This is a genomic window from Schaalia turicensis (assembly GCF_019380255.1).
Classification (GTDB): Bacteria; Actinomycetota; Actinomycetes; order Actinomycetales; family Actinomycetaceae; genus Pauljensenia; species Pauljensenia turicensis_A.
This window is the reverse complement of the sequence record NZ_CP048928.1, coordinates 1,880,909-1,899,301: the sequence shown is the minus strand read 5'-3', so window position 1 is coordinate 1,899,301 and position 18,393 is coordinate 1,880,909. Positions and strand designations below refer to the sequence as shown.

The following is an 18,393-nucleotide window of genomic DNA, read 5'->3' as shown; positions in this document are numbered from 1 at the left end:
CATCGGTGCTGGGCAAAGATGCCCAGCACCGATGCTGTTGAAGCACTGAAATCGCGATCGCGTATCTCTATGCGCTAAATGCGGGCTGGAAGGAATCGATTTATGACAACGCCGCTTATTTCAGTGAAGAACATCAACAAGTCTTTTGCTGGTGTGCACGCTCTTCACGACATCAATCTTGACATCGCTCCCGGTGAAATCCACTGTCTTGCCGGCGAGAATGGCTGCGGAAAATCAACGCTTATTAAAGTTATTTCTGGTGTCCACGAGCCCGACTCGGGAACCATCGAAATTAACGGAAAATCTTGGACCAAGATGACGCCGCTCGAAGCGATCGACGCGGGCGTCCAGGTTATCTATCAGGACTTCTCCGTCTTCCCGAACCTGTCGGTTATGGAAAACCTTGCTATGACGACGGAGGTCGCAGCCGGACGAAAGCTCGTTAATTGGAAGCGATTGAGGAAGATCGCTGAAGAAGCAGTTGCCAAGATCGGTTTCAATGTCGACCTTGATGCGCGCGTCGGCGACCTTTCGGTTGCTGACAAGCAGCTGGTCGCCATCTGCCGTGCACTCATGTCAGACGCCAAGCTCATCATCATGGACGAGCCCACAACGGCACTGACGAAGAACGAGGTCAACGCCCTCTTCAAGATCATCTCCGATCTGAAAGCACGCGGTATTGCGATCCTCTTCGTTTCGCACAAGCTCGAAGAAGTTTTCGAAATCTCCGAACGCTTCACGATCCTGCGCTCCGGCGAAAAGGTCATCACCTGCGACTCATCCGAACTCGACCGTCACAAGTTCGCTAAGTACATGACGGGCAAGGAATTCGACGAAACTCGCTTCGAAGCATCAACCCTGACCGAAAACCCCGTCCTTGAGGTCAAGGATCTGGGCTCAGAAGGGGCTTTCGAAGGCGTGAACTTCTCGCTCCACGGTGGCGAAATCCTGGGTATTACGGGTCTGCTCGGCTCTGGCCGTACCGAACTCGCTCTTGCACTGTTCGGCGCCCTGCCCACGAATGCCGGATCGATCGCCATCAACGGCAAGACCGTCACCCTGAAGTCCATCCAAGACGCTATCGATGCTGGTATCGCACTGGTCCCCGAAGACCGACTGACAGAAGGTCTCTTCCTGTCACGCTCCATCGGCGAAAACATTGTCATCTCAGAAATGGACGAATTCGCTGGCGCACTCGGTGTTCTCGATAAGAAGCGCATCGCCGAAGAAGAGAAGCGTTGGGTCAAAGACCTCGAGGTCGCGACCCCCGATCCTGACAACGCGGTCTCCACTCTCTCCGGTGGTAATCAGCAGAAGGTCGTTCTTGCCAAGTGGCTTGCAACGAAACCGGATGTCCTGATCCTCAACGGTCCGACGGTCGGCGTTGATATCGGTTCCAAGTACACGATTCACTCCATCCTTCAGCGCCTCGCACGCGAAGGCATGGCCATCGTCATCATCTCTGACGACATCGCGGAAGTTCTGACGAACTGCTCGAAGGTCCTCATCATGCGTGCTGGCCGAATCCGTGAATCGATCGACCCCGCCCAGACATCCGAAGCCGAACTCGGTGAACTGATGTCGCGTGACGTTGCTACTCAAGGAGCGTGATGAACATGACGTCTCTTAAAACAAAGATCCTGCGAGCCAACGAATTCTGGGTTTTCCTGGTTATCGTTGCCCTCGCACTCGTCATCCAGGCACGAAGCGGTCAGTTCTTCACGGCAAACAACCTTGTTGACCTGGCAAACGCAATGGTCGTCCCCGGACTCTTCGCCGTCGCCGCCCACCTTGTTCTGGTTTCTGGTGGCATCGACGTGTCCTTCCCGGCACTCGCATCGCTTGCCGTTTACGCAACTACGCGTTTCCTTGTCGATCAGGGATTCAACGGACCGGTCATCGTCCCCTTCCTGATGGCAATGCTCCTTGGTGCACTGCTTGGTGCCTTCAACGGTATCTTCACCTCGTGGCTGACCGTTCCCACGCTGATCATCACGCTCGGCACCTCGAACGTCTTCTCCGGTGTCATGCAGGGCGCACTGAACTCGGTGCAGATCCCGAACATTCCCGAATCCATGAAGACCTTCGGCGCTAGCTCACTGTTTACGGTGACGAACACGCAATCCGGACTCCAGTCCGCGATGCCGACCAGCTTCCTCATCTTCGTGGTTGTCCTGGCCATTGCCTACTTCATCACCCGATACACGATGTTCGGTCGTGGCATCTTCGCCATCGGTGGCGATGAATCCGCAGCAGAACGAGCAGGCTTCAAGGTCCGTCGCACCAAGTTCTGGCTCTACGTCATCGTTGGTGTCATCGCCGCACTCGCGGGCATGGTTCGTACGACTTCCATGGGTCAGATGCACCCGACCAACCTGCTTGGTATGGAAATGATGGTCATCGCGGCCGTCGTCCTTGGTGGAACCGCCATTACCGGTGGTACCGGCTCCCTGACCGGTGTCGTGCTTGGCACCCTGCTGATCGTCATCGTTCAGAACTCCATGATTCTGACCGGTATTCCCACCTTCTGGCAGGGCTTCGCGCTCGGCCTGCTGATCATCGTTGGTACCGGCGTTTCAGCAATCCAGGTTGCTCGTAGCCGCAAGCAACGAGCCTCGATTCTGTGAAAGGAGAGCGTGAAATGACTACTGAATCCGTAAAGAAGCGTTCTTTCGCACTCCCGTCCTTCATGACGAAGGATGCCTACATGACGAGGCTCGTCATCGTCTTCGCTCTGCTCCTCATCTTCTTCGCCGTGATTCGCCCGGGCCCCTTCTTCGCCCTGCGTACCTGGCAGTCGATGGCAATCCAGTTCCCTGAATTCGGTCTGATGGCTCTGGGCGTCATGCTGACCATGTTCACCGCAGGCATCGACCTCTCGGTCGTGGCAATCGCAAACGTGACATCGATTAGCGCAGCCCTTGTCCTGCGAGCAATGCTCACCGGCGATGGTGGTGGCCAAGCAGGTCTCGCCGTCGTGATCGCACTGGTTATCGCACTGCTTGTTGGCACAATTTGCGGTGCCATCAACGGCATGCTCGTCTCCATGCTGAAGATTCCACCAATCCTCGCAACACTGGGCACACTCGAACTCTTCGGTGGTGTCGCCATCATCCTGACTGAAGGTAAGCCCGTTTCAGGCGTGCCCGACGCATTCGGTTCGGTATTCGCAGCCCATCTGGGCGGTCTTGTCCCCATGCCGCTTGTCATCTTCATCATCTGCTGCGTCATCGTCGGCCTGATCCTTACCCTGACCGGCTTTGGCACCAAGATCCTGATGATTGGCACGAACGAAACCGCGGCACGTTTTGCCGGTCTGAAGATCACCAGCTTGCTGATGCGCACCTACATCCTGTCGGGCATCATGGCAGCCGTCGCAGGCATTGTCATGCTGGCGAACTACAACTCCGCGAAGGCCGACTACGGCGCAAGCTACACACTGCTGACCGTTCTGATCGTCGTCCTCGGTGGCGTGAACCCCAACGGTGGCCGTGGTCGAATTGCCGGCGTCGTCATGGCGATCCTCGTGCTGCAGGTCCTGTCTTCGGGCCTCAACATGTTCCCGAATATCTCCAATTTCTACCGACCCCTCATCTGGGGCGGCGTCCTGCTGTTCGTTATCAGCATGAATGAATTCAACGGCAAGAACCCCTTCAAGGGCCTCCTTGCGGGAAGGAAGAAGTAATGAAGACCGTACGAAGCAAGCACGTTGTCGTCGGCGCCGACTTCGCTGGTTTCCCTCTGAAGGAGGCCGTGAAGAAGCACCTTCAGGATCGTGGGTGGACCGTCACCGACATTACGCCGGACCTTGATAAGACTCCCATGTATCACAGAGTCGGTTTTGCTCTGGGTGCGAAGATCGCCGAAGGTGAATTCGAGCGAGCACTGGCATTCTGTGGCACCGGCATGGGTATCCACATCGCAGCCTCAAAGGTTCCTCACGTTCACGCAGCCGTCTGCGAATCCGTTGCGTCAGCTCGTCGCGCAGCTGCCGCAAACAGCGCAAACCTGCTGGCCATGGGCGCTTTCTACATCGCTGAACGTAAGGGTATGGCCATGGCGGATGCATTCCTCGAGTCGGAGCTTGGCAGCGGTTACGAAGATTGGGAAGGCTTCTACGCCTACCACCGCATTGGCTTTGACGAGTGCGAGAACTTCGACTACGAGGCCTATAAGGCAAACGGTTTCGAGGTTGTTAACCCGCAGTCGGCAGTGCTGGCAGACGAACCGAAGGGTCTTGCGTACTGAGCCTCAGATACGTAGATCCTGACGGTTTGAACATCGTCTGAACTGAAATCGGCGGGTCCATCATGACAGTGGTGGGCCCGCCGATTGCTGTATAGGTCAAGGTGCTACGGTGCCGCGAGGCCGGTACGAGTATGCCGATAAGGTCGCGGACGACCGTGCTCAGACAGTGGTGGTCTAAAAACTCTGGGCTTTTTAACCCTTGGGCCTGTTCAGCCTCGGGATTGTGTACAGCTGCGGACCGTTTAAAATTCTGGGATCGTCGACTGCCGGATGACCAGCTCACCTTTAACCAAGATACGCTTGGGCAACTCAGAGTCCGACTCGTCAAGGAGAAGCTCTACACCCTGGCGTGCAATTTCCGGAAGAGGTTGGCGTAGCGTGGTCACTGATGGGCGCATCAGTTCGGCGAACTGAATATCGTCAAAGCCGGTGACCATGATGTCCTCGGGAATACCGAAGCCACGATGACGGAGCTCTGTAATTGCGCCGATGGCAAGAAGATCGTTCAGACACACGATCGCGTCCCAGCGATTTCCCCCGTTGATTAATGTTGAAACTGCGCTACGTGCTGATTCGACGGAATGGTTGCATTCAAGGACATCGCTGTCCGCAAGTTCCATCCCGAACTCGGGAGTAGCCCGGCGCGCTTCGGTCACACGTCTAACGGATGATAGATCAGAGCCCGTATTCGACAGCATCGCGATGCGACGTGCTCCGCGTTCCTTCAGGTGTCCTAGAACCTCGCGAACGCCGTGCGCGTCGTCAACGCCAACGAATGGGATGTGAGGCAAAGAGACGGCTCTGTCGAGCTGGACGGTTGGCACCAAGGCTGCCGCGCGCTCTAGGGAGGGCGTTGAGAAAGATTCGTGACAGGGCACGATGATCAGACCGTCTACCGAACCCCCTTCGAATGAGCGAAGCTTCAAGTCTTCCGTAGTGACAGACATTTCCGCATCGGAAATGAGCAATGAGAGCCCGCGCTGGGATAAGTGGTGCTCGACTTGAACAATGAGGTCCGTGTAGAACGGGTTGGAGATCGAAGGGACGAGCATGCCGATCTGCTTCGTTTTGGCTAGGCGAAGAGATCTGGCGACGGGGTTCACTCTGTAGCCAAGTTTGCGTGCGACCTCTCGAACGTGGTCGCGCGTTTGCGCACCGATGAGCTCGGAACCTCGTCCTAGAGCACGTGAAGCTGTGGAAACTGAAACGCCTGCCGCTTGAGCGACGTCAACAAGGCGTGGGCGGGGTTTCTCATCTCCGATCATGGATACAGATTAACCCGCACATTGAGTGAAATTGCGGCACCCTGAAAGAAAACCGTGATGTTCTGCGGAGTTTGTCATGCTGTCCATGCCATGGGGTCATCGACCAAGCGCTGCAGAATTCGATATGCCGCTCCGCGCGAGTCAAGACCTTGGGAATCTCGGATTACTTCGAGTTTCGGCTGAGACCAGGCGTATTGAAGAACGCGGGTTTCGATTTCCTTTTCAGCTACGGGCACAAGCCATTCGCTCAGTTCAGCGACAATTCCGCCGAGCAGAACCAGCGGGATGTCCGCAGAGTTGATGACGGCTGAAAGCGCTCGACCAAGGGCTGCTCCGCCTTCTTCGAGGGCTTCACGTGCTTGCTTCGAACCGTTTTCTGCCGCCTTGCGAATGTCTTCAACGGTTGCGTGGCGATCAAGTCCGGAGCGCTCAGCGAGGGCGCGCAGACCGAGGTATGCCTCGAGGCAACCGGTAGTCCCGCACGAGCAGAGGGGGCCGGAAGGGTCTGCGCAGATGTGGCCGATTTCGCCGGACCACCCGTGTGCTCCGCTGAACGGACGATGGTCGACAATGATGCCGGCGCCGATGCCAACTTCGCCCGATATGTAGACGAATGACGCGGGCCCCGAGGGAACGCCGGGAAGTGGGTGTGCGACAGCGAAGGCGGCCAGGTCGGCTTCGTTGGCAACGATCGCAGGGTAGAGGTCTGATAGGGGAGCGAGCAGCTTTTCTAGGGGGATGTCGCGCCATCCCAAGTTGGGTGCGAGTGCCAGTCGGTCGGGGGATACGAGGCCTGGAAGAGCCAATCCACTGCCGAGGAAAATTGCTCCATCGGGAAGATGTTCCTCGACGAGAGCGTGTGCCATGTCGGCCAATGAGGTCATCACTTCGACGTGATCGGAGTTCGCAAAGTCGCCTTCGATGCGATTTCGTGCAATTTCGTTGCCACTCAGATCGATGATAACAGCGTCAAGGGCGGAAATATTGACTTCGAGCCCCAGCGCGACCGCCCTTCCTGGGGCTGGTGTGAGTCGATTGGCTGGGCGACCTCGTCCGCCGATGGATGGTTCAAGTTCGAGAACGAGGCCCGCGTTGATAAGCTCATCGACGAGGCGCGAGATGGTGGCCCGCGTAATGCCTGTTGCTTGAGAAATTCCTGATCGGGAGATCTCTCCGGGGGCGGCAAGGATATGTCGCAGGGCGAGGGAGAGGTTCAATGCACGCAGGCTTTCAGCCTTCACGCCCGCCATTGCGCGCTCCGACGGGCGCTGGGGTGCTCGCTGGGAAACCGACGTGTGTCGACGAATTGCTGCTGCCATGCTCTTGACTCTAGTACATTTCACACAGTATGTTTTGTTATGTAACAAAAGCGATCATATCGATCTCTGAATCTCTGAGAGGCAACCATGTCTGAGAATCTCTGGAACATCGACAAGATCCCCTTCGTCGGAACATCGTCGCTCCGTCAGGGTCTTGGCTTCCGCTACTACGACGCCGAACGAGTGGTCGCCGGCAAGACCATGCGCGAATGGCTGCGCTTCGGTGTTGCCTACTGGCACTCCTTCCAGGCCGAACTTGTCGACCCCTTCGGTGAGGGCACAGCGCAGCGCCCCTTCGATGGCAAGTACTCCAAGCCGCTCGATCTGGCACTCGCCAAGGTCGACTACGCCTTCGACTTCTACAAGGCGCTGGGCGTTGACTACTTCTGCTTCCATGACCGCGACATCGCTCCCGAAGGCGACACCCTGCGCGAAACCAACGCAAACCTCGACAAGGTTGTCGATGCGATCGAAGCAAAGCAGAAGGAAACCGGCGTCAAGCTCCTGTGGAACACCTCTTCACTGTTCACCAACCGTCGCTTTGTTTCCGGCGCAGCAACCTCGCCGTTCGCCGAGATCTACTCCTACGCCGGCGCACAGCTGAAGCACTCCCTGGAAATCGCCAAGCGCCTGGGCGCAGAGAACTACGTGTTCTGGGGCGGTCGCGAAGGGTACGAGAACCTGTGGAACACTGACCTCAAGCGCGAGCAGGACCACATCGCAGCAATGTTCCAGATGTGCGTTGACTACGCCAAGGAAATCGGTCTCGAAGCTCAGTTCATGCTCGAGCCGAAGCCGAAGGAGCCGACGAGCCACCAGTACGATTTCGACGCAGCAACCACCATCGCCTTCCTCCAGACCTACGGCCTGCAGGATCACTTCAAGCTGAACCTCGAAGGCAACCACGCCAACCTTGCTGGTCACACCTACCAGCACGAAATCCGCGTGGCACGCGAAGCTGGCATGCTCGGTTCTCTCGATGCCAACCAGGGCGACAAGCTCATCGGTTGGGACATCGACGAATTCCCGTCAGACCTCTACGAGACCACCGCAGTCATGTGGGAGGTCCTCGCAGAAGGCCAGATCGGCCCGCACGGTGGCCTGAACTTTGACGCCAAGCCGCGCCGTACCTCGTTCACCGCTGAGGACCTGTTCCGCGCCCACGTTGTTGGCATGGACTCCTACGCAGCCGGCCTGTTGGTCGCAGCCCGCATGCACGAAGAAGGACTTATCGAAGACCTCGTCTCCGAGCGCTACTCGTCCTTCGATTCGGGCATCGGTGCGACGGTCGAAGATGGCACAGCCTCCCTCGCCTCGCTGGAAGCACACTCACTTGACATTCCGCAGGCTGACCTTGTTGCAGCCACGAAGTCGGACCATCTCGAGTCTGTGAAGGCTACGATTAACAACTACATCGTCGATACTTTGGGCCGCGCCTGATCGACACTATCCTTACGGGCGGTCGCCAGCTTTTGGTGACCGCCCGTTTGGGTACTTTCGCTTCCTTCGCTTGGAAAAGTGGCATCGGTGCCACTTCGAAAAGCCCTTACTTTTGGAGCATATATGAGCACTCTTCGCCCCTACGTTGCCGGTGTTGATACGTCGACCCAGTCCTGCAAGGTCGTCATCTACGACCCCGCTACGTCCACCATCGTCCGCCAGGGCAAGGCCTCGCACCCGGATGGCACCGAAGTTGATCCCGAAAAATGGTGGGATGCCTTCGAGGAGGCCCTTGAACGTGCCGGCGGTTTGGACGATGTGGCTGCCCTGTCCGTCGGCGGTCAGCAGCACGGCATGGTCTGCCTGGATAAGGACGGCAACGTCATCCGTCCCGCCCTGCTGTGGAACGACACGCGTTCGGCTGGTGCTGCGCGCGACCTTATTCGCGAACGTGGCACCGATGACCGCGACGATGCCAGCTCTGAGGGCGCTGCATGGTGGGCCGAGGCCACGGGTTCCGTTCCCGTCGCATCGTTGACCGTCACCAAGTTGCGTTGGCTCGCCGATAACGAGCCCGAGAATGTCGCCAAGATCGCCGCAATCTGCCTTCCGCACGATTATCTGACCTGGCGCATCATGGGCAAGCCCGCGTTGGACCAGCTGGCAACCGACCGCTCCGACGCGTCGGGCACCGGCTACATGGCACGCGAGACCCCGACGTACCGTCGCGATATTCTCGCCTCTGCGCTTCGTATCGACGAGGCCACAGCTGCCTCTATCATTCTTCCGACCATTGCTGGTCCGTGGGACGTGGTCGGTCACGGTGACCCTGAGCGTGGCTGGGGAGACATTGTCCTTGGCCCTGGCGCTGGCGATAACGCTGCTTCTGCGCTGGGCGTCGACCTGGAGCCGGGCAGTGCCCTGCTGTCTCTCGGAACCTCTGGTGTGGTCGCAGCAGTGTCGGCAACATCCGTTGCTGATCCGTCCGGTCTGGTGACAGGATTCTCCGATGCATCGGGCAACTGGCTACCGTTGGCGTGCACCCTCAATGCGTCGCGCATTATCGACGCGATGATGAAGGTGACCGGCCTGAACTATAAAGAGTTCGACGAATACGCCCTGTCTGTCCCGGATGCCGGAGGCCTCGAGCTGATCCCCTACTTCGAAGGCGAACGCACCCCGAACCTGCCCGATGCGACGGCGGAGCTCCGCGGCATGACGTTGGCTAACTCCGACCGTGCGCACGTTGCTCGCGCCACGGTTGAAGGTCTGCTCAACCTCATGCGCTACGCGCTCGATGCCATGCGCGCGCTTGGTGTCCCGTTGAACAAGGTGCTCATTGTCGGTGGTGGCGTGAAGTCGACAGCCGTCCAGGCCCTGGCAGCAGACATGCTAGATGCCGTTGTGGAACTACCCGAGCCCGGCGAATACGTCGCCCTCGGTATGGCGAAGCAGGCCGCCCGGGTGCTCGCCGAGACCGAGTGAATCGTCAAGGAGTCGAATGACCTCGAGTGAAGGAGGGGGGCTGCACGCATACGCGGCCCTCCTCCGCCGTCCGCATGTCGCCCGCTTCCTCCTCGGCGGGGTCATCATCCAGTTCCCCTACGCGATGGTGAACATGGCCCTCCTCATCGGAGCGCGCGACGTCTACGGCTCCTACTCGAGCGCCGGCGTCGCCGCGGCGGTGATGTCGATCGCCGGCGCCGTCATCGGGCCCACTATCGGCCGCCTCATCGACCGGCACGGGCAGTTGCGCACCGCGAGCCCTGTGGCCCGGTCGACGTGCGCGAGGAGCGGCATGTGGTAGCGGTTCAGGACCCGCCCGACCGTGGAGCGGGCCAAATGCAGGTGGTAGGCGATGCAGGCCCCAGTGGCGAGTGAAACGCAAGGCGATGATGCGCCGCTCGACGCGCTTGGGCAGGCGGGTGGGGCAGTGATTGGGGCGGGAGGACCGGTCGGAAAGGGGCGCGCCCGCCCGATACCGGTCCACCCACCGCTTGACCGTTGCCGGCGAGCATCCGAACCGTTCGGCGGCCCGGCGCATCGGCCACCCCTCATCAACCACCAAGGACGCCAGGCGGCGCCTTCCCTCCGGCGTCAACGGTGCATTAGCGTGTGTCACGAAGGCCTCCTTGTACAGGTTGCGAGTGTGGTAACCCACATCCTGCCAAGGAGGCCTTCACCTATCCACGCCGTTCACAACCTCCCGAGGAAGTACAGCTAGCCGGACCTGATCTTTACCGGCTCGTACTCTCGGCGTGGCTCGGCGGGCACGAGGGGTGTCGAGTGTGCGTTCCGGAGCGTGGGCGCGCGCGGATCGGCGGGGAGCTCCCACGGCCGCTCAGATTCTTGACGCGGGCTCAGGCGAATTCCGCTCCAAGATATCGAGGGCGACTTCATCTGTCGTGATGAGCGCGGAGATCACCCCGGATCGAGCGATCGACTCGATGGCTCGCGCCTTCCCGGGCAGGGGAAGAGCTCACCTGCTTTCTATTTCCGTTTCGAGTTGGGAAAAGGTTGAAGCGCAGCCGACACGGGACGCGTCGTTTCGGCCCAGTGCTGATACATTGCTCAGTTTCGTTGGTACGCGGTCTTCGTGATGGGATCCATGTCCAGGAGTGCTTCAGCGACCTCCGTTGTCGTCACAAGGTGGGTCGCCAAGCCCGATGAACACACGGAATGGATCGCGTGGACCTTCTCGATCTGTCCGGCGACAGCGACCACCATCGGAGTGGCGAGAAGCTGTTCGACGCTGACGGAGAGTCTGCATTCGTTGATCGGGGTATCCACATAGCGGCCCTTCGTGTCGAAGAAGAGACCGCCGAAGTCTGCGCAGGCGCCTTTGGAATCAAGGTCGAGCTGATCGGCAGTGCTGATGTGCTGAGCCAGTTGAGTCACGCGCGGACGCCATGACCCCACCGACAGGAAGGCCATATCGAGCTTCTCGTAGAGTGCGAGAACCTCGGTGACGGCCGGTTCTTGACGCAGGGCATGAACCACTGTTGCCGATGCGGAGAACAGGGGAGCAATTAGCGCTTTCGCGGTGGATCCGGAGCGACGGCTGATCGCTCCGATGATTTCGATCGGGGACTTCGATGGATCGTTGCCGACGACGCCGGTGAGTTGCACGAACTCCGCCGAGGGGAGCTCTCCCAGGTAGTCGGCGATCGGTAGCAGTGTTCGTCCCCAGGAGAATCCCACCCGTTGACCCATGCGCAAATGGGTCGTGAGGATCTCTGCGGCTGTCGCGCCGAGTGCCTGACGTTCTTTGACGATGTCGGACGAGGGGGGGACGAGTCGAACATGGGAGATGCCGAGATGCCCTTCGAGAGCGCTCGTGAGATCGGTCCTTTGTTCGTTGGGCGTGCGAATCGTGATGCGGACGATTCCTCGCTCGCAGGCCTCTTGAAGATGGCGAGCCACCTTGAAGCGCGAGATTCCGTAGTGGGCGGCGATCTCCACCTTGCTCATGTCGTCGAGGTAGAAGCTGCGTGCGATTCGAGCGAGGAGACCTTCGCGGTCGGGCTCTGTCGAGGGGGATACGTCGTCATAGGTCTCCATTGTCGCCGGCCCCTCTCCATAGATGCTCATATGAGCATATAAGAGAAGTGTTGCATTCACAAGTGAGTGGAGCTATCTTTAGTTTATCTGAGCGTAATGTAGCGCTCAAATGAGCAACTCTCGGAGGTGTGGCGATGTCGCGCATTGGCTGCGGAGTCGATTTCGGAACGGAGTCTGCCCGGGCTCTCCTGCTCGATCTCGAGACCGGAGACGAGATCGGAAGCGCCGTGTCCATGTACACCCACGGCGTCATGGATCGCGAACTGTGGGTCACAGGTGAGGCTCTCCCCCCTCAATGGGCGCTTCAGGACCCGGATGACTGGATGGATGCCCTCGCTGATTCGATTCAGGGCGCGGTTCGCGAGGCAGGCGTCGACGGCTCGGACATCGTTTCTTTGGGCATCGACACCACCGCGTGCACCGTCGTGCCCGCAAGGCGTGATCTGACCCCGCTTTCTCGTCTCGATGACCTACGAAAGAACCCCTGGGCCTGGGCGAGGCTGTGGAAGGATCATGCCTCCCAGGATTGCGCAGAGGACCTCAATAGGCGCTTCGCCGATACCCCGGATTTCCTTGAAGACTACGGAGGAGCGCTATCCCCCGAATGGATGCTGCCGAAGGCTCTGCTCATCCTGCGGTGTGCACCTGAAGTCTGGGATCGCGCGGAGCTTCTCATCGAACAGGAGGACTGGATCGTTTCACAGCTCGTCGGGCATGAAGTCCGAGGTCGGCACGTTGCTGGATACAAGGGGTCTTATCGCGTCGAAAGCGGGGGATACCCGGAAGCGACGGTCCTCGACGATGTCGAAGCAGGATTCTCAGGAGTCCTGGGGAGGCTCGGGCGTGACTTCCTCGATCCCGGCGACTTCGCGGGCGGACTCACGGGTGAATGGGCGGAGCGCCTCGGTCTGCGAACCGGCCTCCCCATCGCCATCGGCAATATGGATGCCCATGTCGCGCTGCTCGGCGTCGGTTGCACGAAACCCGGAACGCTCGTCGCAGTCATGGGAACCAGCGTGTGCGACCTCGTCATGCACGAGCGTCACGAAAGAGTCGCAGGAATCCAAGGTGTTGTTCGTGACGGCATCATTCCGGGTCACTGGGCGTATGAGGCGGGGCAGGCGGGCGTGGGCGACGCTTTCAGCTGGTTCGTCGACGTGCTGCGTTTGGCGCAGGTCGGCGGCGAGCCCGTTTCCCGTTCATCCCTATTCGCCCACCTGGAAGCCGAAGCGGAGAAGCTGGCGCCGGCCTCGACAGGCGTCGTCGCCCTTGACTGGTTGAACGGCAATCGGTCCGTCCTCATCAATGCGGATCTGTCCGGTGTCTTCGCGGGAATCACATTGACGACAAGCGTCGTCGATCTGTATCGCGCCCTCCTCGAGGGAGTGGCTTTCGGTCAACAGGTGATACTCGAAGCCTTCGAGGAATGCGGCATTGCGATCGAGCGGATCATCGCGTGCGGAGGACTGTCGAAGAAGAGCCCCCTCCTCATGCAGATCCTCGCAGATGTCACAGGGCGCGAGATCGAAGTCAGCGCATCCGCCAATACGCCGGCGCTCGGAGCGGCCCTCCACGGGGCCCTCGCCGCAGGTCTGATCGAGGACTGGGATCGAGCTGCGGCACTCGTCAGCGCTCCGTCTCGGATCTACACGCCCGATACCGAAGCGGTCGCGGCGTATGAACGGCTGCGCCAGAGCTGGCGCAGCGTGCATGACTGGTTCGGGGTCGAACACCCCGAACTCATGAAGGAGTGGAGGACTCTCCATCGTCAAGGGCGCGAGTGACAGTCGCTTCCACACAACACAGGTGAAAGGATAACCATGACTACGAAGAGGAAAGGCGCCGTCGCCTTCGTCTCCTTGGCGGCACTCGTCGCCTTGTCAGCATGCTCGACCACGGGCGCCCGTACCGCCGATTCAGGTGCGGAGTCCGGGGCGCCCGCCGCTTCGAGCGGGGACCGGAACATCGTCAACGTCGTGAAGCTGTCCGGCGGAGACTGGTTCAACCGAATGCAGGTCGGTAACGAAGAATACGCGGAAGAGCACGGCATCAGCGTCACTCAGACCGCCGGTGATGACGCCTCCGAGGAGAAGCAGATCGCGATCATCAACGATCTCATCGCCCAGAAGCCGTCCGCGATGACGATCGTCCCGAACTCCCCCGAATCCCTCGAGAACGTTATTCAGCGCGCGAAGCAGGCGGGGATCGTCATCGTCACGGGCGAAGCCGCCGGCATGAACGGCGTCGACGCCGACGTCGAGGCATTCGTCAACCAGGACTACGGCGCCCATCAGCTTGATCAGCTCGCCACCTGCATGGGCGATGCCGGTGGGCAATACGCACACTTCGTCGGCTCGCTCACCGTCAAGTCGCACAACGAATGGGCCGATGGAGCCACCGAGCACCTCAAGGACTACCCGAACATCACGAGCATCGGGGAGAGGGTCTCTTCGGATGAATCCCAGGAGACCGCCTATCAGCGGACCAAGGAGATTCTGGCGCGCTATCCCGACATCAAGGGCTTCATCGGTTCGGCGTCCACCGATGTCGCTGGTATCGGTCGTGCCATTCAGGAAGCTGGGAAGCAGGATCAGACTTGCGTCGTCGGCACCTCGACTCCGGCGATCGTCGGCTCCCTCATTGATGACGGTTCGGTCGATGTGATCACCGGATGGGATCCCGCCCTCCAGGGCAAGGCGATGCTCGCAGCCGCCGAGATCATTCTCGATGGAGGATCAATCGTGGACGGCGCCGATCTGGGGGTTCCGGGCTACGAGAAGGTCACGCAGGACAAGGAGTCACCGACGACCTTCTACGGCAACGCCTGGATCGACATCACCAAGGAAACGACCAAGGACTACCCGTTCTGACGGGCGTCCTTGAGCGGGGTCGGGGCGGTGCCAGCACTGCCCCGACCCTCGATGAAGGGAGGGTAGGCATGTCTCAAGCCGTTCTCGAGGCCAAGGGCATCACGAAGAGATACGGGGGTGTCACTGCACTCGACGACGTATCGATCGCGATTCGCAGGGGGGAGGTTCTCTGCCTCGCCGGAACCAACGGATGCGGGAAGTCGACGCTCATCAAGATACTGTCAGGAGTTGAGCATCCGAGCGAAGGGCGCGTTCTCCTGGACGGAGCGGATGTCACCGGCCTTGGCGCGCTCGACGCGATACGCCTCGGAATCCAAGTGATTTTCCAAGACATGTCGGTCTTTCCCAACCTCACCGTCGCCGAGAACATTTGCTTCGGCGAACGGGTTGCGGAGGGGAGACGCACTCGCCAGCCTCGGATCGATCACGAGACGGCGAAGAGGGTTCTGAACGAACTCGGTGTCGAGATGGATCTGGATGCTGAGCTCAAGGACCTCACTGTTGCCGACCGGCAGATCGTCGCGATCGCTCGCGCTCTCGCCCGCGACGTCAAGGTCCTCTTCATGGATGAGCCGACGACTGCCCTGACCTGGAAAGAGGTTCAGGTCCTCTTCGGCATCGTCGCCAAACTGCGTGACCAGGGAGTCGCCATCGTCTTCGTCTCTCATAAGACTGATGAGGTGCTTTCCGTTTCGGATCGGATCGTCGTGATGCGCAACGGAAAAGTCGTGGCGGACAGTCCGAGCGATCGATTCACGCCCGACCTGCTCGCAGAGTCGCTTCTCGGTTATGTCGCGACTGAGGAACGCCGCGTCAGCGCGTTGGCTCCCGACGAACCGGAAGTCTTGAGTGTCGATTCGTTGAGTGCCCATCGTCTCTTTGAAGACGTCTCCTTCCACGTCAAGAAGGGGGAGATCGTCGGTATCACCGGTCTGCTCGGCTCAGGTCGTTCCGAAATCGCTGAAGCTGTCGTCGGCAAGATTCGTACGGATCGAGGAAGCGTGAGCGTAGGAGGGGAGGTAGTCCGATTCCGAGGCTCAGCCGCAGCTCTCGATGCAGGGATCGCCTACGTTCCGCCGGATCGTTTGACCCAAGGAGTCTTCCTGAAGCAGTCGATCCTCAATAATGTCATCGCCTCGACTCTTGCGTCGCTCTCCTCCGCACTGGGTTGGATCCGCTGGAACCGTGCGCGCGAGCTCGTGGACCAACAGATCGAGGAGCTTGGTATCAAAGTCGGATCGCCGAAGGACCCCGTCTCGTCCCTCTCCGGAGGGAATCAGCAGAAGGTCGTTCTCGCGAAGTGCTTCGCGACGAACCCGAGGGTCCTCATTCTCAACGGTCCGACAGTCGGAGTCGACATCGGCGCCAAAGCCACAATCATGGACATTCTCCGGGAACGCGCGGCTTCGGGAATGGGCGTCCTACTCATATCGGATGACATCCCCGAGCTCGTTTCGGTCTGTCACCGTGTTCTCGTCATGCGACGCGGACGGCTCGTCGATGAACTCGCCGGAGATGAGGTCACGACGGACCGCGTCGAGGAGGTGTTTCAAGCAGAATGAAGTCAGGCTTCAGCATTCGTTCCCTGCGGGGCAGGAACAACGAGGGGATTCTTCTTCTCGTCATTATCGTGATCCTCGTCGGCATGGCGGTGATCTCACCCGGACAGATGAGTCTCTCTTTCGCAGGGGACATCATCAGGTCGGGAATCGTCACGATGGCCCTCGCCCTGGGGCTCCTCCCCGTCATCATCTCGGGTGGAATGGACGTCTCCTTCACGGCGATCGCCGTCTTCTCCGGTTACACGGTGGTCACCGTGATGAATTCCAGCGGAGTGGACGGCCGAGTCTGGCCGTTCCTCGCCGCTGCAGGTCTGGGCGGAGTGCTCGGTCTCCTCAATGCGCTTCTCGTCGCTCGTTATCGCATTGAGACGCTCGTCGCGACTCTCGGCACTCAGGTCATTATCCGAGGAGCGCTCCTCGCCTTCATCGGATCCACTTACCTGGCGACATTACCGACACTGTTCGATTCCGTCGGAGCCACGAGTGTGCTGAGCCTAGGGGGATCCCCTATCAACGTCACCGTTCTCGTCGTGCTCGGCGTCGCGGCGCTCGTCGCCCTCCTCTTGAGTCGAACGACATTCGGGCGCTCGATCTACGCCATCGGCGGGGATCGGGAAGCGGCACGCAGGATCGGCATCCAAGTCGCACGCGTACAAGTGGGGATCTACGTTCTTGCGGGCGTGCTGGCGGGCCTCGGCGGCATGGTCCACATGGTCGTGTCGCGCCACGCATCGCCGTTCGAACTTGTTGGAACGGAGATGAACGTCATCGCCGCCGTCGTGATCGGTGGTGCTCTTGATTCCGGGGGCCGCGGGTCCGTACGGGGAACCTTCCTGGGTGTTCTCCTCATCTCCTTGACGCAGAACTCGCTCGTACGTCTCGGGGTATCGAGCTACTGGCAGAGCTTCGTCATTGGCTTCGTCATTCTCCTGGGCGTAGCGGTTCAGGCGCGGTCTGCGCTTCTTGCCGTTCGTCGCCCGCAGATCCTCGAGGAGGCAGGTGCGTAATGCTCACCTCTCAAGTTCTTCACCGCATGCCGCGTTTCAGCTACTCCGCCGGGCTCCTGGGAGTGGCCGGGGTTCTCGCGATCGCATTTTCATTGGCGGCTCCGGCGACCTTCTTTTCGTCGCTGAATCTCGCTTCCATCGCCTACGCGGTGCCGGAGATCGCATTGATGGCTCTCGCGATCTCAGTGGCGATGACTACTGCAGGGATCGACCTGTCGACGGTGACCGTCGCGAATCTATCGGCTCTGCTCGTCCTCTTCCTGTCTGATGCGCTGGTCGATGCGGAATTCCCATCGATTGTTGCGACTCTGATCGCCGTCGGTGCGGCGCTCGTCGTCGGGGTAGTCGCAGGAGCGATCAATGGTCTCTTGGTTGCGAAAGTGAGAATCGCTCCGATTCTCGCCACATTGGCAACCCAGCAGATTTTCCTCGGTCTCGCCATCGCTTTGACGAAGGGAAAGCCCCTTTACGGGGGCACCCCTGAACTCGATGTTCTCGGAATAGGAACTCTGGCGGGCATTCCCTTCCTGTTCTGGGCATTCCTCGTCGTCGTCGTCGTCGTCGCCCTGCTCATGGGGCGCACCTCCTTCGGCGTACGGGCAGTGATGCTCGGCGAGAATCCCGTAGCCACTGACTATTCGGGAATCTCCAGGGTAGGTGTGACCGTGCAGACCTATGTCCTGTGCGGGGTCCTTTCGTCGCTCGCAGGAGTGTTCATGGCCGCTAGAACAGCTTCAGCCTCTGCGGGCTACGGCGGCTCCTATCTCATGCTTGCGATCACTATCGCCGTTCTCGGCGGCGTTAATCCCTTCGGCGGACGAGTGGCGATTCCCGGTGCCGCTATCGCCGCCGTCATCCTCCAGATGATCTCCTCCGGGCTCAATGCACTCGGCTATTCGGCGTACATCTATCAGATCGTCCAAGGCCTGATTCTCGTGTCCGTCTTCGTCGTCCAGTGGGAGGTGAAGCACCGAGCTGAACGTGTTTCGCGGGACAAGGGACGACACGGGGTCCCGCGCAATCGAGTCGCCGCTTTTGCATGAAGGAGTGAACGACAGCTGAGAGTCGGGCCGTATCAATCGCACGGCCTCTACTCAGGTCGGGCATGAGCCCGACCAATC

15 protein-coding genes and 1 pseudogene are annotated in these 18,393 nt (G+C 59.8%); 12 read left to right on the top strand and 4 right to left on the bottom strand.

Annotated features, from left to right (window positions below; all coding sequences use genetic code 11):
• Positions 1-102: 102 nt before the first annotated feature.
• The 4 genes from G5S47_RS08370 to G5S47_RS08355 are packed head-to-tail and all read left to right on the top strand — an operon-like array spanning position 103 to position 4,248.
• Positions 103-1,611: a sugar ABC transporter ATP-binding protein gene (locus G5S47_RS08370; protein WP_006680580.1), complete on the top strand. Its 1,509-nt coding sequence runs from the start codon at positions 103-105 to the stop codon at positions 1,609-1,611.
• A gap of 5 nt (positions 1,612-1,616) precedes the next feature.
• On the top strand, positions 1,617-2,627 hold the full coding sequence (locus G5S47_RS08365) for an ABC transporter permease (protein ID WP_006680579.1): 1,011 nt from the start codon (positions 1,617-1,619) through the stop codon (positions 2,625-2,627).
• A 14-nt stretch (positions 2,628-2,641) separates the two neighbouring features.
• Complete coding sequence (locus tag G5S47_RS08360; RefSeq protein WP_006680578.1) at positions 2,642-3,685, top strand: ABC transporter permease; 1,044 nt, start codon at positions 2,642-2,644, stop codon at positions 3,683-3,685.
• Positions 3,685-4,248 (top strand): RpiB/LacA/LacB family sugar-phosphate isomerase, encoded by a 564-nt coding sequence (locus tag G5S47_RS08355; protein ID WP_006680577.1) that lies wholly within the window; start codon positions 3,685-3,687, stop codon positions 4,246-4,248. The genes G5S47_RS08360 and G5S47_RS08355 overlap by 1 nt, the downstream gene beginning before the upstream one ends.
• 242 nt (positions 4,249-4,490) lie before the next feature.
• On the opposite strand, the gene G5S47_RS08350 is transcribed toward G5S47_RS08355, so the two are convergent.
• On the bottom strand, positions 4,491-5,513 hold the full coding sequence (locus G5S47_RS08350; protein ID WP_219585561.1) for a LacI family DNA-binding transcriptional regulator: 1,023 nt from the start codon (positions 5,511-5,513) through the stop codon (positions 4,491-4,493).
• Positions 5,514-5,587: 74 nt separating this feature from the next.
• Positions 5,588-6,832, bottom strand: coding sequence for an ROK family transcriptional regulator (locus G5S47_RS08345; protein WP_219585560.1), 1,245 nt, complete (start codon positions 6,830-6,832; stop codon positions 5,588-5,590).
• A gap of 87 nt (positions 6,833-6,919) precedes the next feature.
• Between G5S47_RS08345 and xylA the strand changes: the two genes are divergently transcribed.
• The 3 genes from xylA (at position 6,920) to G5S47_RS08330 (ending at position 10,079) form a co-directional block, all read left to right on the top strand.
• Positions 6,920-8,272, top strand: coding sequence for a xylose isomerase (gene xylA, locus G5S47_RS08340; RefSeq protein ID WP_103632883.1), 1,353 nt, complete (start codon positions 6,920-6,922; stop codon positions 8,270-8,272).
• A gap of 123 nt (positions 8,273-8,395) precedes the next feature.
• The gene (locus G5S47_RS08335) at positions 8,396-9,757 is read left to right on the top strand and encodes a xylulokinase (protein WP_006680572.1); all 1,362 of its coding nucleotides are present in this window, start codon (positions 8,396-8,398) and stop codon (positions 9,755-9,757) included.
• A gap of 16 nt (positions 9,758-9,773) precedes the next feature.
• Positions 9,774-10,079, top strand: coding sequence for a hypothetical protein (locus G5S47_RS08330; protein WP_006680571.1), 306 nt, complete (start codon positions 9,774-9,776; stop codon positions 10,077-10,079).
• On the opposite strand, the pseudogene G5S47_RS08325 reads toward G5S47_RS08330, so the two are convergent.
• Positions 10,016-10,394 (bottom strand): annotated as a pseudogene (locus G5S47_RS08325) (helix-turn-helix domain-containing protein); the annotation flags it as partial. The gene G5S47_RS08330 and the pseudogene G5S47_RS08325 sit on opposite strands and share 64 nt — an antisense overlap.
• 449 nt (positions 10,395-10,843) lie before the next feature.
• The gene (locus G5S47_RS08320; protein ID WP_083856923.1) at positions 10,844-11,863 is read right to left on the bottom strand and encodes a sugar-binding transcriptional regulator; all 1,020 of its coding nucleotides are present in this window, start codon (positions 11,861-11,863) and stop codon (positions 10,844-10,846) included.
• 104 nt (positions 11,864-11,967) lie between these two features.
• Here G5S47_RS08320 and G5S47_RS08315 point away from each other — a divergent pair, with 104 nt between their 5' ends.
• From G5S47_RS08315 to G5S47_RS08295, 5 genes are all read left to right on the top strand, one after another.
• A complete protein-coding gene (locus tag G5S47_RS08315) occupies positions 11,968-13,617 on the top strand; it encodes a ribulokinase (RefSeq protein ID WP_006680569.1) in 1,650 nt (549 codons plus the stop codon).
• A gap of 36 nt (positions 13,618-13,653) precedes the next feature.
• Positions 13,654-14,703, top strand: a complete 1,050-nt coding sequence (locus G5S47_RS08310) for a substrate-binding domain-containing protein (RefSeq protein WP_006680568.1) — start codon at positions 13,654-13,656, stop codon at positions 14,701-14,703.
• Between the two features lie 68 nt (positions 14,704-14,771).
• Complete coding sequence (locus G5S47_RS08305; protein ID WP_006680567.1) at positions 14,772-16,265, top strand: sugar ABC transporter ATP-binding protein; 1,494 nt, start codon at positions 14,772-14,774, stop codon at positions 16,263-16,265.
• Positions 16,262-17,272: an ABC transporter permease gene (locus G5S47_RS08300; RefSeq protein WP_006680566.1), complete on the top strand. Its 1,011-nt coding sequence runs from the start codon at positions 16,262-16,264 to the stop codon at positions 17,270-17,272. Before G5S47_RS08305 ends, G5S47_RS08300 begins: the two co-directional genes overlap by 4 nt.
• A complete protein-coding gene (locus tag G5S47_RS08295) occupies positions 17,272-18,315 on the top strand; it encodes an ABC transporter permease (RefSeq protein WP_219585559.1) in 1,044 nt (347 codons plus the stop codon). The genes G5S47_RS08300 and G5S47_RS08295 overlap by 1 nt, the downstream gene beginning before the upstream one ends.
• Positions 18,316-18,393 lie beyond the last annotated feature (78 nt).

What these genes read in the sequence shown, in the direction of transcription:
- G5S47_RS08305 (WP_006680567.1), top strand. Translation starts at nt 14,772, where the DNA reads ATGTCTCAAGCCGTTCTCGAGGCCAAGGGCATCACGAAGAGATACGGG.
- G5S47_RS08345 (WP_219585560.1), bottom strand. Translation starts at nt 6,832, where the DNA reads ATGGCAGCAGCAATTCGTCGACACACGTCGGTTTCCCAGCGAGCACCC.
- G5S47_RS08355 (WP_006680577.1), top strand. Translation starts at nt 3,685, where the DNA reads ATGAAGACCGTACGAAGCAAGCACGTTGTCGTCGGCGCCGACTTCGCT.
- G5S47_RS08330 (WP_006680571.1), top strand. Translation starts at nt 9,774, where the DNA reads ATGACCTCGAGTGAAGGAGGGGGGCTGCACGCATACGCGGCCCTCCTC.
- G5S47_RS08370 (WP_006680580.1), top strand. Translation starts at nt 103, where the DNA reads ATGACAACGCCGCTTATTTCAGTGAAGAACATCAACAAGTCTTTTGCT.
- G5S47_RS08295 (WP_219585559.1), top strand. Translation starts at nt 17,272, where the DNA reads ATGCTCACCTCTCAAGTTCTTCACCGCATGCCGCGTTTCAGCTACTCC.
- G5S47_RS08365 (WP_006680579.1), top strand. Translation starts at nt 1,617, where the DNA reads ATGACGTCTCTTAAAACAAAGATCCTGCGAGCCAACGAATTCTGGGTT.
- G5S47_RS08320 (WP_083856923.1), bottom strand. Translation starts at nt 11,863, where the DNA reads ATGAGCATCTATGGAGAGGGGCCGGCGACAATGGAGACCTATGACGAC.
- G5S47_RS08360 (WP_006680578.1), top strand. Translation starts at nt 2,642, where the DNA reads ATGACTACTGAATCCGTAAAGAAGCGTTCTTTCGCACTCCCGTCCTTC.
- G5S47_RS08335 (WP_006680572.1), top strand. Translation starts at nt 8,396, where the DNA reads ATGAGCACTCTTCGCCCCTACGTTGCCGGTGTTGATACGTCGACCCAG.
- G5S47_RS08310 (WP_006680568.1), top strand. Translation starts at nt 13,654, where the DNA reads ATGACTACGAAGAGGAAAGGCGCCGTCGCCTTCGTCTCCTTGGCGGCA.
- G5S47_RS08350 (WP_219585561.1), bottom strand. Translation starts at nt 5,513, where the DNA reads ATGATCGGAGATGAGAAACCCCGCCCACGCCTTGTTGACGTCGCTCAA.
- G5S47_RS08315 (WP_006680569.1), top strand. Translation starts at nt 11,968, where the DNA reads ATGTCGCGCATTGGCTGCGGAGTCGATTTCGGAACGGAGTCTGCCCGG.
- G5S47_RS08300 (WP_006680566.1), top strand. Translation starts at nt 16,262, where the DNA reads ATGAAGTCAGGCTTCAGCATTCGTTCCCTGCGGGGCAGGAACAACGAG.
- xylA (WP_103632883.1), top strand. Translation starts at nt 6,920, where the DNA reads ATGTCTGAGAATCTCTGGAACATCGACAAGATCCCCTTCGTCGGAACA.